This window comes from Chloracidobacterium sp., assembly GCA_025057975.1.
Lineage (GTDB): Bacteria > Acidobacteriota > Blastocatellia > Chloracidobacteriales > Chloracidobacteriaceae > Chloracidobacterium.
The window spans coordinates 72,526-87,516 of record JANWUV010000004.1 but is presented as its reverse complement, the minus strand read 5'-3'; the positions used below and the strand labels follow the sequence as shown (position 1 = coordinate 87,516).

General features: G+C 62.2%; 15 protein-coding genes. All 15 read right to left on the bottom strand.

All coding sequences use genetic code 11. The features are described 5' to 3' along the window. Nucleotides 1-26: 26 nt before the first annotated feature. The 15 genes from NZ585_04640 to NZ585_04570 all read right to left on the bottom strand — a co-directional run bounded on the left by NZ585_04640 (nucleotide 27) and on the right by NZ585_04570 (nucleotide 14,720). Entirely contained in the window at nucleotides 27-1,328 is a 1,302-nt protein-coding gene (locus tag NZ585_04640; protein ID MCS7079324.1) for a glycosyltransferase family 4 protein, read from the bottom strand. Beyond that, complete coding sequence (locus NZ585_04635; GenBank protein ID MCS7079323.1) at nucleotides 1,325-1,912, bottom strand: WcaF family extracellular polysaccharide biosynthesis acetyltransferase; 588 nt, start codon at nucleotides 1,910-1,912, stop codon at nucleotides 1,325-1,327. Before NZ585_04635 ends, NZ585_04640 begins: the two co-directional genes overlap by 4 nt. Then, nucleotides 1,909-3,072, bottom strand: coding sequence for a glycosyltransferase (locus tag NZ585_04630; protein ID MCS7079322.1), 1,164 nt, complete (start codon nucleotides 3,070-3,072; stop codon nucleotides 1,909-1,911). The genes NZ585_04635 and NZ585_04630 overlap by 4 nt, the downstream gene beginning before the upstream one ends. A 13-nt stretch (nucleotides 3,073-3,085) precedes the next feature. Then, complete coding sequence (locus NZ585_04625) at nucleotides 3,086-4,021, bottom strand: NAD-dependent epimerase/dehydratase family protein (GenBank protein MCS7079321.1); 936 nt, start codon at nucleotides 4,019-4,021, stop codon at nucleotides 3,086-3,088. 27 nt (nucleotides 4,022-4,048) lie between these two features. Beyond that, nucleotides 4,049-5,359: a hypothetical protein gene (locus NZ585_04620; GenBank protein MCS7079320.1), complete on the bottom strand. Its 1,311-nt coding sequence runs from the start codon at nucleotides 5,357-5,359 to the stop codon at nucleotides 4,049-4,051. A gap of 12 nt (nucleotides 5,360-5,371) precedes the next feature. After that, entirely contained in the window at nucleotides 5,372-6,589 is a 1,218-nt protein-coding gene (locus NZ585_04615; protein ID MCS7079319.1) for a glycosyltransferase family 4 protein, read from the bottom strand. Nucleotides 6,590-6,611: 22 nt separating this feature from the next. Next, nucleotides 6,612-7,307: an FkbM family methyltransferase gene (locus NZ585_04610; protein MCS7079318.1), complete on the bottom strand. Its 696-nt coding sequence runs from the start codon at nucleotides 7,305-7,307 to the stop codon at nucleotides 6,612-6,614. After that, nucleotides 7,304-8,212, bottom strand: coding sequence for an acetylglutamate kinase (argB, locus tag NZ585_04605; GenBank protein MCS7079317.1), 909 nt, complete (start codon nucleotides 8,210-8,212; stop codon nucleotides 7,304-7,306). Before argB ends, NZ585_04610 begins: the two co-directional genes overlap by 4 nt. Before the next feature lie 6 nt (nucleotides 8,213-8,218). Continuing rightward, a complete protein-coding gene (locus tag NZ585_04600; GenBank protein ID MCS7079316.1) occupies nucleotides 8,219-9,166 on the bottom strand; it encodes an N-acetylornithine carbamoyltransferase in 948 nt (315 codons plus the stop codon). Continuing rightward, entirely contained in the window at nucleotides 9,163-10,200 is a 1,038-nt protein-coding gene (argC, locus tag NZ585_04595; protein MCS7079315.1) for an N-acetyl-gamma-glutamyl-phosphate reductase, read from the bottom strand. Before argC ends, NZ585_04600 begins: the two co-directional genes overlap by 4 nt. A gap of 7 nt (nucleotides 10,201-10,207) precedes the next feature. Next, the gene (locus tag NZ585_04590) at nucleotides 10,208-11,254 is read right to left on the bottom strand and encodes a hypothetical protein (GenBank protein MCS7079314.1); all 1,047 of its coding nucleotides are present in this window, start codon (nucleotides 11,252-11,254) and stop codon (nucleotides 10,208-10,210) included. Next, the gene (argH, locus tag NZ585_04585) at nucleotides 11,251-12,636 is read right to left on the bottom strand and encodes an argininosuccinate lyase (GenBank protein ID MCS7079313.1); all 1,386 of its coding nucleotides are present in this window, start codon (nucleotides 12,634-12,636) and stop codon (nucleotides 11,251-11,253) included. The genes NZ585_04590 and argH overlap by 4 nt, the downstream gene beginning before the upstream one ends. Further along, entirely contained in the window at nucleotides 12,633-12,899 is a 267-nt protein-coding gene (locus tag NZ585_04580; GenBank protein ID MCS7079312.1) for a hypothetical protein, read from the bottom strand. Before NZ585_04580 ends, argH begins: the two co-directional genes overlap by 4 nt. Before the next feature lie 121 nt (nucleotides 12,900-13,020). Continuing rightward, nucleotides 13,021-14,217 (bottom strand): argininosuccinate synthase, encoded by a 1,197-nt coding sequence (locus NZ585_04575; protein MCS7079311.1) that lies wholly within the window; start codon nucleotides 14,215-14,217, stop codon nucleotides 13,021-13,023. Further along, nucleotides 14,214-14,720 carry an arginine repressor gene (locus NZ585_04570; protein ID MCS7079310.1) on the bottom strand — a complete coding sequence of 169 codons (507 nt, stop codon included), beginning with the start codon at nucleotides 14,718-14,720 and terminating at the stop codon, nucleotides 14,214-14,216. The genes NZ585_04575 and NZ585_04570 overlap by 4 nt, the downstream gene beginning before the upstream one ends. Between the last annotated feature and the right edge of the window lie 271 nt (nucleotides 14,721-14,991).

The following is a 14,991-nucleotide window of genomic DNA, read 5'->3' as shown; positions in this document are numbered from 1 at the left end:
TCTCCCGCTTTTCTTTTTCTGCTTTTTTACACGCTGGCCTTGACTCGTCCTGTCGCCGTCAAGATGGTTTCCCAGTAGGCATCCAGCGCCATCTCACGGCGGAAGTGGGCTTCGAAACACGCCCGCGCGCGTTGCTGCATCGCGGCCAACGTCGTTGGGTCATCCGCCAGCCGACGCAGCGCCGCCGCAAGCGCCGTCACATCGCCCGGTGACACCCGAACGCCGCACTGATGCCGCTCAATAATGTCGGCGACTTCGGTCGCCTCGCCTACCAAACCCAGAATCGCTTGCCCCGCCGCCAGCGAACCGTAAATCTTGCTGGGAATGATTAAACCCTCGGCGGCCGGCTCCATCGTCACCACGGAGACATCCCCGCACGTCAGCGACAGCGGCAGACGCTCAAGCGGCTGGTAGGGCAGGAATTTCACATTGGTCAACCGTGCTTCGGTCGCCATTTGAACCAGACGCGCGCGTTTGCCGCCGTCGCCGATGAAAAGAAAGAAAAAACGAGGATCGTCGCGCAGCATGGCGGCGGCGGCGATGACCGTCTCCAGATCGTGCGCCAGCCCCATGTTGCCCGAATAGAGAATGGTCAGTTTGTCGTGCGTTCCGTGTTCGCGGGCGAAGGGATTGTCGGTTTTCGGCAGCGGACGAATGGCGTCGCCGTCGGCCCAGCTTGGGATGACGCGAATGGTCAGCGGCGGCCGGCCCGTACGCGCATGGTTGGCGGCGAGCGTGGCGCGCATTCGCTCGCCGAGCGTCACGACGACGGCGGCCTTGGCGTAGACGCGCGCGTTGACGGCGTCCCAGAGACGGCGGATAAGCGAATGCTCCCCAATCACGCCGAAGCGCACGGCGAGGTCGGGGTAAATATCTTCCACGACGCACACATAGGGGCGTCGCCGAAGCAGCCGCCCCAGCCAGCCGACCGCTCCCAGCAACGGCGCGTTGCATACCAGCAGAACGTCGTAGCCGCGAAATCCCAAGGTCAGTTCAACAGCGGCTCCGGCGATAAAGGTCGCCAAGTTGCACATCCGCCCCCAGAGGCGGCGTTTGTCGAAGCGCGTCCCCAGCGCGCGGCGGATGCGTACTGGGCCGAGGCGGTCATTGGCCGGCAAGCGCGGCGCATTGCGCTGGTACGGCGCACGGCTAGTGACGACGGTGACTTCACAGCCGCGTCGGGCGAGGTCTTGGGCGATTTCCGTCGTGAACTGCGCGACGGCGGCCGTTTCCGGGTGGAAGTAGTGCGTCAAAATCAGGATTTTGGGCGGCGCGACGGGGGATTGTACCAGCTGTGGCGGTGTCACAGCGGAAGCGGCGTCGTTCATGGGACGGTTTCAGCCACTGGGTCGGCGGCGTCGGCTTGGCGAATGATCCGCCGGCGCACCCACTGCGCCGGGCAACCACGATAAATCCCGTACGGCTCGGTTTTTCCGCCAATGACGCTCCCGGCGGCGACGACAACGTGGCTTTCCAGGCGCGTACCGGGCAAAACAATGCTTTTTGCTCCCACCCACGCGCCGTCGGCGATCTCAATCGGCGCCGTTATCAGGTCAAAGCACGGCGACGTGTAATCGTGGTTGCCTGTCAGCAGGTACGCCCCCTGTGAAATGCAGGCATGCGCACCAATCGTCACTTGGGCGAGGTTGTCAATCCACGCGCCTTCGCCAATCCACGTAAAGTCGCCGACGGAGAGAAACCACGGGTACTTGATGTTGACGTTCGGTTTGATGACGACGCCGCGCCCAATCCGCGCCCCGAACGCCCGCAAGAGCGCCGCCTTGAACGCCGAGGGGTACGGCAGGTCGGATTTGAACACCCAGGCGTTGACCAACATCCACAGCGCCCGTTTGAACATCGGCCCCGGACGATACCAAGCGTTGTCAAAGCGCGATAGGTCAACCGTCGTCATGCGGCAAGGATGCGTTCGTACGTCGCCAGCAACTTCTGCGCCACCCGATCCCAAGTGTAATTGTTGAGAATAAAGTCCCGCGCCCGCGCGCCCATCGCCTGCGCCGCAACCGGGTCAGACAACAGCCCGTCCAGTGCGTCCGCGATGGCCTCCACTGAAGCCTCCACAATGCGCGCCGCGCCGGCCGCGCCGGCCTCCGGGAAGTTGCAGCCGGTCGTCATCACGGTCGGCGCGCCCGCCGCCAAGCACATCAGAATGCCCATACTAAAGCCTTCGGAATAGGAAGGCGCAACATGCACCGCGACGCTGCGCAGCATCGCGTAGAGCGGCGGCCCGCTCATCCAGCCGACGAACGTCACCGCCTCCATACAACCGGCGTCAATAAAGAACTGTTTGGCGCGCGGCAGAAAGCCGACGTTGTCCTGTCCAACCACGAGCAAATGCGTCTCCGGATGCTTGGCGTGCACGCGCGCAAAGGCCGGCGCAAGCAGGTCAAGTCCCTTTTTGGGATCAATCCGCCCGAAAAACAACACCAAACGCTTGCCGCGCAGGGTCGGGTGGTTCGCGTAAAAAGGCTCGCCGTCGGGCAACGTCTCAAACTCCGCTCGGTGCAGGCCGTTGGGAATCAGTTCAATAGGTGTGCCGAGGTTGAGCCGGCCGATGTGTTCGGCTTCCTGCGAAGCGGTCGCCTGAATCAAGCGCGCTCCACACAACGCCGGACGTTCAATCCAGTTGAAATACAAACGCTTCTTCCACGCTTTGTAGGCGAGCGCCCACGGTTCAAGCATCCCATGCGGTGTCGTGACGTACGGGATGCGTTGTCGGCGGCACCCCCACTGTACGGCGGCGATCAGCGGCGCAAAGATGGAGTGCGTATGCACCACATCGTAGCCGCGACCATAACGCCAACACCATCGCGCCAGTGAGGGACTAAGGATGAAATCCTTGCGATGCCGGCAGGGGAAATACATCACCCGGTAGCCGTCTTCCAGAAGCCAAGTGTGGTGCGTCACCGGGCGGCGGCGGTCGCCGTCGGCGTCGGTGGTGACGATGTCGGCGGTCGCTCCTGCCTGACCAACCGCCTGGGCAAGCTCCGTGACCACCTTTGCAATCCCCCCGTATTTCGCGCCTAAGTAAGGAACGACAAACAAAACCCGCATGGCGCTTCCACGCTCAGGACAGGAGCCGCGCCGACTGCAGCCACTCGGCCGTTCGGCGAACGCCTTCCGCCAATGTCGTGACGGGACGCCAGCCGAAAACATCCGCCGCCGCCCGGCAATCAAGGCGGATATGCGGCGCGTCAATCGGCCGCGCCGGCTCGTAGCGCACCGTGAGCGACCGACCGATGGCTTCCTCAATCACGGCGACTAGCTCGTTCAAACTGTAGCTGCGTCCGCCGCCGAGGTTGAACACTTGGTTGACACCCCGGTGACTCACCCCAGCTTGCACCAGTGGCTCCACCATGTCTGTCACAAAAAAGAAATCACGGCTTGTTTGCCCATCGCCGAAGATCACGATAGGTTCGCCCCGCAGGGCGCGGTACAAAAAAACCGCCACTGCTCCCTGCCGACCCAGCGGATTCTGGCGTGGGCCATACGGCACTGACGGACGGAAGACGACATACTCAAGGCCGTAGAGGTGGTGATAGACCCCAAGGTACTTTTCAACAGCCAGTTTCGTCACCCCATACGCATTAATGGGTCGGGTCGGATGGTCTTCGGCGATGGCGTCCGTTTGGGGCAGGCCGTAAACCGTTCCGCCGGAAGAGACATACACCACACGCCGGACGCCGGCTTCACGGCAGGCTTCGAGGAGGCCAACGGTTGGCATCAGGTTTGACTCAACGTCCGCCATCGGATGACGAGTAGCGCTTTCATGGATTGAACTCCAAGCAAGGTGATACACCGTCTCGACGCCGAATTCGGTCAGCACATTGCGGACAAGATCGTGGTCGGCGAGGCTGCCCAACACCAATCGCACGCTGGGCGGCAGTGGGTCATAGCGCCGCTCGCGGCGGTCAAAAACAATCACGGAAGCTTGCTGCGCCAACCGATCAACAAGATGTGAGCCGATGAAGCCGTTGCCGCCGGTGACGAGCACATTCGTCATGCTTACCTAATCGGATGGAAACGCGCTTCAAATCCGGGCCGGAATCGGCCTCGGCGGCGTCCAAGGTGTGGGCTGGTCGTCGGCTTTCTTCAACAGATGGCGGTTGAACCAAGCAAAGGTCAGCACGGTTAGTGACGACATCCCTAACCAAGCGTAAACGCCCGGCAAGTCGCCGCCACGTAGGAGTGGGACGAGCCAAGCGACGAACAACCCACGGAAGACGGTGTAAATAAATGGATGCAAGCCAGCCATCCATTGCGTCAGGGCGGCCAAAGCTACGCCGTAGATGACGGCAAATACGGCAATACCGACCGCGCCGCCTTCGCCGTAAAACGACCCATAGAGGGACTGGGAAATACCTAGTGGACCTAAAGACTCATCCCGCAGGCGGAGTTTGTTAACATATCCGCCAACCGGCTTGTCAGGCCAGAGATCGCGTGGAATCGGGCGTGTCAAAACTTCAAGGTGTTCCATACCGAGCGTGAAGTCCATCAGTTCAGGATACACAAACCGAACCATCACGAAGCCGTCCAGCATGTTGGCGTCTTCACCCGCCACCAGTCGATCCCAAGAGCTATCAGTCTGCTGGAAAATGAATAACTTGTCGTTTACATTAGTCTGCCGTGCCGCCCCACCCACACTGAAAGCAAAGACAGTGAACACCGCGCCAAGCAACAGCGCCACGGCACGCTTACGCGGCGCATAGAACACGGAAAGCGCCACGGCAATGCCGATCACCAACCCAACGAACTGAAACCGGAGGAAGGCGCTAAAGTTGTTGTACGCCGCCGCCGCCACGATGATCAAGCACACCGCCTTCTGAAACGACGTTTCCAGTGCGCCGAAGCGCCAAGCGGCAACCAACAACGTCGCCACGCCGATCAGTATCAGGGGAGCGAGGAACAAATAACTACTGTTGCTGACGACGAAGGCTATGCTGCGGGCGTACTCGCTCAAGAAGAAAAACACAATTCCCAACGTTAGCAGCGACGACACCGTACGCGGTGGCAGCCGGCGCAAACCTTCCGGGACAACGACCGGGAGCTTCTGCCGCATGGCGGCGCAGTAGGACGCCATTAGCACAAACTCGCCGAAGGCGATATAGGGCAGCGTCTCCAGCGCGTCCTCGTCGGTAATGGGCGGCAGGCCGAACGTGTGCACCGTCTCCATCCACTCGCCCCACCCTTGTGTCACAGCAAAGTACCGGTAGGAGCTGAAGAACATCGTCAGCCCGGCGATAATGAGCGGCGTTTCGTCGTTGCGGCGGAAAAACCAGACGACAGCGAACGCCAACAGCGCCGTCTGAACCAGAACAACCAGCGGAAACAGTCCGTCCATACCACGCCCTCATCAATGGTTTGGGCTGTCTAAAACCCGCTCCAAAAGTGTTTTCCAGCGCAGGCCGTAAGTTTCCCAAGTGTACGCCTCCGCCTTTCGCCGCGCCAGTCGTCCCATGGCAAAAGTTTGGTCAGGTCGGGTGAGCGCCGCTTCCATGACAGCTTGCAACCGCTCCGCGTCGCCGGCCGCCATCAGCCAGCCGTCCACGCCGTCCTCAATCACATCCGGCCCCGCCGTGGCGTCCGAGGCAATGACCGGTACGCCGCACGCCATCGCCTCCAGCACAACCAGTCCGAAGCCTTCAAAATAACTCGGAAACACCAATACGTCGCAGCGCCGAATGAGGTCGGGCAGATCGCGGTGCGGGCGCTTCCCCAAGACGCTCAGCCCCGGCAAATCCGGTATCAGCCGCCGAACGGCCGGGGCGACCGGCCCGACCAGCCACAGTTCGGCCTGCCGCGCCGCCAGCTTGCGCCACACCTCCAGCAAGAGCGGAAGCCCCTTGCGCGCCGTCAGCGATCCCAAAAACAAAAACCGAAACGGACGCCCCTCTTCCCGCGCTGAACGCGGCGTGAAGGCGTCCAAGTCTACGCCGTAGGGATTCACCATCACCTTGCCTTCAGGAACGCCATGCGCCAGCAGCGACCGCTTTGTGAAACTCCCCGCAACGACAATCGCCGTCGCCAGTTCGTGTTCTTTTTGCTCATGGGCCAACATTTCCGGTGGCGGCGGAACGACGGTTTCGCGCCAGTCCGGGTAGCGGGCGGCAACCGCCTCAAGTACCTGCTTTTTCCACAGCGGATGGGCGATGCTCTGATCCAAGATGAACGGCTTGCCCAACTCGCGGCAGCGTTCGGCCAGAATCCAAGACGACGTATCAAAGCCAATCACTGCTCCAGCCGCGCGCAATGCCGCGAGCGGCACAGCCCTTTGAAAGCGCGCGTTGCGCGTCAGGAACACGTCGAGCGCCGGTTTTCCGCGCCGAACCGCCCACAACGCCGCCAGTTCACGCCACGGCTGCAAGTGAAGCCGGTTGCGCGGCACACCCGCCAGCAGCCGATTGCCCAGTCGTTCGCGGACGCCAGCCGATTGAGATAACCACCGCACCCACCACGCTTCTTCGCGGAGCGCCAGCCCAGTCCAGAATCCGCCCAACAGACCCTGCCGCGCCAACTGCCGGGCAAGCTGGAAGGCATGCTGCGTACCGGGATGGACGAGCAAAACGTTCATGGCGTCGCGCCGGGGCGGCCGGCTACAAGCGGGTTGTCACCCAGCAAGTGGGAATCGTGCGCGCTTCCGGGCCGAACAGCCAGTGCGGTTTCAATCGGCGCACCTCAACCGCCCGATTCATTGCGCGCAGGCGGCCAACGACGGGTTCCAGTAGGTGCTCGCCATGCACTTCCACCACCCACTGCGTCGGCGCCGCCAACAGCCGCGCCGCGCCGTCCAGTACATCCACTTCCGCGCCTTCAACATCCACTTTGACCAACGCCGGACGACCGACCAGCGCCGGACGCGCCTCCAAGGCGGCGTCCAGCGTGACGGTTGTCGCGTTGTTGGTCGCGCCGACGTACGCCGTGACAAACTCAAAGGTCGCGTCCGCATAGGCTTCCGCCCAGACACGCGCCGGGCGAGTCAACTGCTCGCTCAGGACGGCGTCCTCACCCAGTCCCGGCTCAAACGCGACAACATGCGGCCGCCGGCCCTGCTTCAGGATGGCCGTTGCACAACCATAGGTGAAATAGCCGTCGTTGGCCCCAACATCCCAGACAACCTCAACCTGCTTGAGCGCCGCCTTCAGCCACGGGTTGAGGACGTGCTCGTACGCCCCCAGCATCTTCCGCTTGGCATGAGCCGGATTGAGAATGAGACGCGCGCCGCGAAACGGTCCCGCTAGGATTGTGACGGGGGTTGGCGTCCGCCGTGTCAGAAGCGCCGCCCAACTCATGGCCTGTGTTTCGCCGAACCGTGGTAGCCATTGACGGTGAGCATTGTCCCATCCCCTTCTTCAGTGAAAATCTCCCGCAGCAATGCGCCGGCCTTCATGCCGTTGATGATATGCACCGACCGGACGCCCGACCGCAACGCCCGCGCCGCCGCTTCCAGTTTCGGCAGCATCCCTCCGGCGACCCGCCCTGCCGCCATCAACGCCGCCGCTTGGTGCAATGTCATCCGGCTGATGCGTTCGCCCCGCTCGTCCAGAACACCGTCCACATTCGTCGCCAACACCAGCTTCTCAGCCCGCATTTCGGCCGCGATCGCCGCCGCCACCGTGTCGGCGTTGACATTGTAGATGTCACCGTCCTCATCCGCCGCCAGCGACGCCATCACCGGCACAAAATCCTTCTCGATCAGCGTGTCCAGCAGGCGCGTATTTACATCAAGAATTTCACCGACGTAGCCGTAGTCCACTGTCTGCGGCTTGCCGGTCTCTAGATTGACGATGACTTGCGGCGGACGCTTGCGCGCCGTCAGAATGTTGCCGTCCACGCCGCTTAGGCCTACCGCTGGCACGCCTGCCTGCCGCAGCGCCCCCAGAATCTCAACATTGACCTTACCGCCGAACACCATCTTGACCACATCCAACGTCCGCTCGTCCGTTACGCGCCGGCCGTTGATGGTCTTCGGCTTGATGCCGAGTTGCCGGCTGAGTTCATTGGCTTGTATTCCCCCGCCATGAACCACCACGACGCGAATGCCAATTTGCGCGCACAGCGCCAGTTCTTCACAGAAGGAATCCAGCGTAGCCTCGTCGGCGGCGACCTTGCCGCCGAACTTCACGACAAATGTCTTGCCTTTGAAACGGTTGATGTACGGGAGCGCCTCCCGCAACACATTGACATCAAATCCCATAGCCTTTCAGATTAGGTTCAAACAATACAGCAGAATTGCCTTCTGGACGTGTAGCCGATTTTCAGCTTCGTCATAGCAATCATTTTGCGCCGATTCGAGCACCGCGTCCGTGACCTCGACATTGCGGCGCAACGGCATGCAGTGGAGAAAACGCGCCCGTCCAAGCTTTTCCGGGGTCAGCATCCAGCTTCGATAATGCGCCGGCGGCGGCGCGCCGTAGTTCTCTAGCGAAGTCCACGACTTCGCATACACCACATCTTGCGTGGCCAGTACGGACTGGTCATGGACGACTTCGACGCCCGGCAGCCGCGCCATGACCGTTTCAGGAAGCGAAAAACCCGGCGGCGCGACAATTGTCAACTGACAGCCGAGTTGCACGGCGGCGAGAGCGAACGAATTCGGAACAGCAGTCGGCAGCGCCTTGACGTGCGGCGTCCACGCCAACGCCACCCGCAGGCCGTCCGTCCGTCCAAAACGCTCACGAATGGTCATCATATCGGCCATCGCCTGACATGGGTGATAAAGCGCCGACTCTAAATTGACGACTGGCACAGTGGCATGCCGGCGAAAAGCCTCAATCACCGGATCAGCCTGATCCTCCGCCGCCTGTTTGAGCGATGGAAAACACCGGACGGCGAGCACGTCGAAGTACCGCGACAGGACGCGCGCGGCGTCGGCGACGTGTTCGGGTTTGTCGCCGTCCATCACGGTGCCGTCAAGGTATTCCAAGTTCCACGCGCCGCGCCCGACTTCAAGCGTGACCGACATGCCGCCCAGTTGCGCAATTCCGACGGCGAAGCTCGTGCGCGTCCGAAGCGAACTGTCAAAGAAAATCAACGCCACAGCCCGCCCAGCCAACGCCGTGGAGCGTTCCCCGCGATGTGTTATGGCGTACGTCAAAATGGCTTCAAGGGTTGAACGGTCGTATTCGCTCGTGTCTATGAAATGCCTCATGGGTTGCGTGAACGCAGCGTCAAGCCGGCGGTCTCCGGGAGGCCGTACATCAGGTTAAGACACTGAACAGCCTGGCCTGCGCCGCCCTTGAGCAGGTTGTCGAGCGCCGCCCAGACGACGGCCGTTCGCCCTCGCACGGCCAACCCAAGATCGCAGCGGTTTGTCCCAACAACCCACTTGATATTGGGCGGCTCGCCGCGCAAACGGACAAACGGTGCGGCGGCATAGCTCTCCGCGTAGAGATGACGCAGCGCGTTATCCGTCATCGTTTGTCGCAGCCGTACATAGGCGGTGATGAGGATGCCGCGCACAAAGGGACCCGAATGCGGCTGGAAGACAAACGCCACGTCACAGCCTGCGGCACGGCGGAGAGCTTGGGCAATCTCAGGCACATGCCGGTGCGTAAACGGCTCGTAGGCAAAGAGCGCGTCGGTGCGGAAAGGATGGTGCGTCGTTGCACGCGGCGCGACGCCCGCCCCAGAAGAACCCGTGACGCCGTTGACAAACGCCTCGTCGAGCAAGCCGGCGGCGGCGAGCGGATACAGCGCCAATGTCACCGCCGTGGCGAAACACCCCGGGGCGGCGACATAGCGCGCTTGACGAATGTCATCCCTGAAAAGCTCCGGTAGGCCATAAACGAAGCGACCAAGCCACGCCGCCGCTTGGTGCGGACGGCCGTAGGTGGCTTCGTAAACTTTTGGGTCGCACAATCTGAAGTCGGCCGAGGCATCAATGACGCGACGAGCGGCAGTAAAAGCGTCAATGTGCGTCATGGCCTCGCCGTTCGGAAGCGCGAGAAACACAACCTCAGCTGCGCCGACTTCGGTCAGCGGGGCGATGGTCAGATTAACATCCGCCAGATTCGGGTGAACATCTGCCACCGTTTTGCCGGACGATTCCCGTCCGGTCACAGCAATAAGCTCAACGTGCGGGTGATCGAGCAACAGGCGAACAATTTCGCCGCCGATGTAGCCGGAAGCCCCGACCACAGCGACGTGCAACGGCGTCGCTGGGGCGGATGGAGACTCAGTCATTCGTTGTTCATGCCACGGCGACATCCGGCGCGTAGCAGACGGCCGGCTGCGCCAAATGCAAAATGTTGCCCGTCAAGTTCAAGGTGGCGAACAGCCTTTCTGGGTACTTCAGGGCGTTGACGGCCGGAATCCCCAAATGGGCTTCAAGGTAGTCCGAGCCGGAGATGTTTTCCGTCGCCAGCCCGCTAAAGGCGGCAATGCGCACGCCGAGTTGGTCAAGGTAAATGCGCGCGCCGTATGCGCCCATGAGGTCGCCGGCGCACACCACGACCGCCGCCACAGACGCCATAATGTCGGCGTCTGTAATAACCGAATCTACGCGGTAGTGCCCGAAAATTCCGTCGCCCAGCTCGAAGATGAGCAAGTCACCGTCTAGCGCGTTGGCGATCGTCTTAACGATAGGAGCGAGATCGCGGGCATCCACTGTCGAAGGAAGACCGCAATCAAGGAAGCTTTTGACATCCACAGCCCCGGCGGCTTCAAACTTCTTGAGATCGCGGATGGCACCGACGCCAGAAAGCTTGGCTGCGCCGACGCGGAAGCCGTGCGCCGTCGCTACGCGGATAAGTTCCGACGCTGTGACCGTTTTGCCAACGTTCATACATGTCCCGACGACCAGCACGATTGGACGCCGCCGCAGCAAGTGAGTCGCCATCGGGAGTGCATCGCGCTGCAGGGTGACGACGCCGCGCTCGTCGTGGAGCGTGCCAAGGTAGCGCACCTGCGTCGCCTCACCGAGCGCCGTCGTCGCGTCCAGAAACTTCCCGATGACCCCGCCAACGTTGAGCAGGGCGAGTTGGTCGTTTTCAGCCAGCATGTCGGGAACGCAGCCGACAAAGCCGCGTAGCGCCTGCCGTGAGCCAAGCACGCCGATGATGCGTTCACCGGCGACCAGCGGCGTCGTAGCTCCGTCCAACAGTTCCAGATGCGGGTAGTTTTCGTTGACCCGCAGCACTTCGACGGCCACGACATCGCCAAGCTGCGCGGTCGAACGGGGTTGAATGGAAATGTTCTTGCCGATAACGGCCCGGAGCGTCGAAGAACCTCGTTTCATGGCGCATCCTCCCGGTGTGCTGCGCGCGCAGCGGCAATCTGGTCGGCGATTCGCGCCGGCGACGTGCCCCCATGCGAGGCGCGTCCGGCGATGGATTGTTCAGGCGTGAAGGTTTCAGGCGTCACGCTCAGACCGAGCGCCGCCCACTCATCGGCAGAGACCTGAGAAAAAGGTACGCCATGACGCACCACATTGCCAATCATTGTGTATGCCGTTCGGAACGGCACGCCCTGCGCAACCAGTTTTTCAACTAGGTCGGTCGCATAAAGCCTTTCGTCTGACGCCGCTTGACGCATAATCTCACGGTTCACCGTCAGGCGTTGCACAGCCAACGTACATACCTTGACCGACGCCGCCACAGTTTCCGCGACGCGCGCCACCGGCGGCTTTGTCTCCTGCAAATCGCGGTTGTAGCCGACCGGCAAACCCTTGAGCGTCGTCAGCAGGTTGACCAATTCCCCAATGCACTGGCCAGCGCGACCGCGCACCAACTCCAGACAATCAGGGTTCTTCTTTTGCGGCATGAGGCTCGAACCGGTCGTCAATTCATCCGGCAAACGAATGAAGTTGAACTCCTGCGAGCACCAAAGAATGAGGGTCTCAGCCAACTGCGACAGGTGAACAGCCAGCAGCGTGCAGGCGAAGACAAACGCCACGGCAAAATCGCGATCCATTACGGCGTCCAGCGCGTTGCTGAACAGGCCGTCGGCGTTAAGCAGTCGCGCCGTCAGGAAGGGGTCAATCGGGACGGCCGTCCCAGCCAATGCGCCAGCGCCCAACGGTGAGATCAACGGTTGACGCAAGCGCTGCGCGTCGCGCATCAGCGCGGCGTGATAGGCTAGCAAAACATGAGCGAACGACACCGGCTGCGCTCGTTGCAGATGAGTATAGCCCGGCATGACCACATCGGCGCAGGCTTCGGCCTTGTCCACTAGCGCGACAGTCAGCTCCCCAAGAGCGGCGCGCAACTTCGTTTCGCAATCGCGCACGTAGAGCCGCAAGTCCAGCGCTACCTGGTCGTTGCGGCTGCGCGCCGTATGCAGCAGGTGGGCGTCCTCACCGATGAGTTCTTCCAGCCGCCGTTCGACGTTCATGTGAACGTCTTCATAGGCCGGGTCCAGCGTCAGACCTTCGGCGCGAATTCGTTCGAGACCCGTCCGCAAACGCGCCGCTTGGTCGGACGTCAGCACGCCGCAGGCTTCCAGCATGGCGACGTGCGCCAGCGAGCCGCGCAGGTCGGCGTCCAGCAGGCGGCGGTCGGTTTCCACCGAAGCGACAAAGGCGGCGATGTCGGCGTCCATCGGCGCGCTGAAGGCGGCGCGCAGGCTCTGCGCCGGCGACGATTCGGACGACGATGTTGGAAAACCGGCGGCGTGGGTCATTCGTGACTCGATGGAGGTTCGGGATGCCAATGCCGATACACTGTCACCTCAAAGCCGAAGAGCGCCACGGTCAACAGCGCAAAGGAGACATGCGTCAAAAGGTTGACGCGCTCCGGCTGCAAGGTTCCAAACACAACGACCAAAGCCGTCGTAATGGCGGTCATAAAACCCAACGTCGCCAGCGTTTCCTCCCAAAACAACCGCCGGTGACGGGCGTCGCCGACGGCGGCGCGCGCGGAGACATCGAAGGGGAACATCGGCATGACAGAAACCTCCACCAGAGATGGGTTTGGACGCGCCCGCGCAAAGCGTGCGCGATACGATGGGGGCGACGTGTAAACTCGGTCTTTCAGAAACACGTCGAGGAAATAAAGACTGCGCCGGTTATGTCCCGGTGGACGTTTGCGCCTGCCGTCGCAGGCGCAGCCCGTGAACGGCAATGAAGCCGCCGGCGTCGGCGGGTGAAACGCGCGTGCGCGTCTCGAAGCTCACGGCTTCGGCGTCGTACAGCCCAACGGGCGACTTGCGACCAACGACCTGTACCGCCCCCTTGTAGAGCTTTAACCGCGCCGTTCCGGTGACGTTCCGTTGAGTATGGGCGATCGTTGCGCGCAACAGTTCCATTTCAGGCGAGAACCAGAAGCCGTTGTACACCAACTCGGCGAACTTCGGCGTCAGCGTTTCCTTGAAGTGCGCCACTTCGCGGTCGAGCGTCAGTGACTCCACCGCCCGATGCGCCTGCATTAGGATAGTCACGCCCGGCGTCTCATAGACGCCGCGCGACTTCAGCCCGATGAAACGGTTTTCAACAATGTCCACGCGCCCGACGCCGTGCCGCGCGCCGAGCGCGTTGGCGCGTTCAAGCAACCGAAACGGGGACAGCGGCTCGCCGTCGAGCGCCGTCGGGACGCCCGCTTCAAAGGTCACGTCCACCAAGGCCGGTTCATCGGGAGCCTTTTCGGGATCGGTCGTCCAGCGGAACATACCGTCCGGCGGCGGCTGCCACGGGTCTTCAAGAATGCCGCCCTCATAGCTGATGTGCATGGCGTTGGCGTCCATTGAGTACGGTTTTTCCGCCGTGATGGGGACGGGAATGCCGTGCCGTTCGGCGTAGGCCAGCAAATCCCGCCGACCGACGAACGGCCACTCGCGCCATGGCGCAATGACCTTCAAATCCGGCGCGAGGGCGGCGATCGTCAGCTCAAAGCGCACTTGGTCGTTGCCTTTGGCAGTGGCGCCGTGAGCGACGGCGTCGCAGCCGGTCGCGCGCGCGGCGGCGACCAGCGCCTTGGCGATGACGGGCCGCGCCAGCGCTGTACCGAGCAGGTACGCGCCTTCGTACACGGCGTTAGCCGCGAGCGCCGGAAACACGTAGTCGCGGACAAATTCCTCTCGGACATCAGCAATGACGACTTCGCTCGCGCCGGTCGCCAGCGCCTTTTCGTGGACGGCCGCCAAGTCTTCGTCTTGGCCGACATCGGCGACAAAGGCCACGACGGGAACGCCGTAGGTCTCCTTGAGCCACGTCAGGATGACGCTCGTATCGAGACCGCCGCTGTAGGCCAGCGCAATTTTCTTCATGGCTTTCGCCCGCCTTTCTTACCGTTTTGTTTGCGCCGTACGTCGGCCGGTTCGTTCAATCCGGCGACGCGCAGGATTCGCTTCGCCACCTGCTGCGCCTTCGCGGCGGTTTTGGCGACGACCAACACCGTATTGTCGCCGGCCACCGTACCGACGACTTCCGGGAACGCCAACCGGTCAATCGCTTCGGCGACCGGATGGGCGTTAGCAGCGTCGGTATGCACCACAACCAGATTTTCCGCCGCCTGCACCCGGCGCACCAAACGCGACAGGAGGAACGCCTCGTTGGAGCTGGGTGGCACGGCCGCCGTCCGCCCGTAGTAGGCTCCGTTAGCGTCCACAAGCCTGACCAAACCAAGCTCCTTGATGTCGCGCGAGATCGTACCTTGGTCACAGACAATACCGTACCGGTTGGCGAGAGCGGCGCGGAGTTCGGCCTGCGTACGCAACCGCTCAACACTGACGAGTTCCAGCAACGCTCGGTGGCGTTCGGCCTTGTCCATCCGGCCCAGGCGTGACTCCTTCCCACGGCTGTCGTTCGCGCCCAAGCGCGCAGGCGGCGGATGTTACGCATATTTATGCATCTGTCAAGCATAGATATGCAAAGTCAGCGCCGTCCGCTTGTCCGGCAGCTTGAACGGGATCTAACGTTGTAATGGGCTGGGGCGCGCATGGGCCAGCAAGTGGTTGACGCAAAGGCGACGACCATTCACGTCGCCTCATAAGCTTGCGTAGCCGCCGGAAAGGGGCCGCGACGCTTAGCCAGCAAAGGCG

Bases quoted from the DNA above. Each gene is read 5' to 3' on its own strand.
- NZ585_04640 (MCS7079324.1), bottom strand. From the start codon at position 1,328: ATGAACGACGCCGCTTCCGCTGTGACACCGCCACAGCTGGTACAATCC.
- NZ585_04635 (MCS7079323.1), bottom strand. From the start codon at position 1,912: ATGACGACGGTTGACCTATCGCGCTTTGACAACGCTTGGTATCGTCCG.
- NZ585_04630 (MCS7079322.1), bottom strand. From the start codon at position 3,072: ATGCGGGTTTTGTTTGTCGTTCCTTACTTAGGCGCGAAATACGGGGGG.
- NZ585_04625 (MCS7079321.1), bottom strand. From the start codon at position 4,021: ATGACGAATGTGCTCGTCACCGGCGGCAACGGCTTCATCGGCTCACAT.
- NZ585_04620 (MCS7079320.1), bottom strand. From the start codon at position 5,359: ATGGACGGACTGTTTCCGCTGGTTGTTCTGGTTCAGACGGCGCTGTTG.
- NZ585_04615 (MCS7079319.1), bottom strand. From the start codon at position 6,589: ATGAACGTTTTGCTCGTCCATCCCGGTACGCAGCATGCCTTCCAGCTT.
- NZ585_04610 (MCS7079318.1), bottom strand. From the start codon at position 7,307: ATGAGTTGGGCGGCGCTTCTGACACGGCGGACGCCAACCCCCGTCACA.
- argB (MCS7079317.1), bottom strand. From the start codon at position 8,212: ATGGGATTTGATGTCAATGTGTTGCGGGAGGCGCTCCCGTACATCAAC.
- NZ585_04600 (MCS7079316.1), bottom strand. From the start codon at position 9,166: ATGAGGCATTTCATAGACACGAGCGAATACGACCGTTCAACCCTTGAA.
- argC (MCS7079315.1), bottom strand. From the start codon at position 10,200: ATGACTGAGTCTCCATCCGCCCCAGCGACGCCGTTGCACGTCGCTGTG.
- NZ585_04590 (MCS7079314.1), bottom strand. From the start codon at position 11,254: ATGAAACGAGGTTCTTCGACGCTCCGGGCCGTTATCGGCAAGAACATT.
- argH (MCS7079313.1), bottom strand. From the start codon at position 12,636: ATGACCCACGCCGCCGGTTTTCCAACATCGTCGTCCGAATCGTCGCCG.
- NZ585_04580 (MCS7079312.1), bottom strand. From the start codon at position 12,899: ATGCCGATGTTCCCCTTCGATGTCTCCGCGCGCGCCGCCGTCGGCGAC.
- NZ585_04575 (MCS7079311.1), bottom strand. From the start codon at position 14,217: ATGAAGAAAATTGCGCTGGCCTACAGCGGCGGTCTCGATACGAGCGTC.
- NZ585_04570 (MCS7079310.1), bottom strand. From the start codon at position 14,720: ATGGACAAGGCCGAACGCCACCGAGCGTTGCTGGAACTCGTCAGTGTT.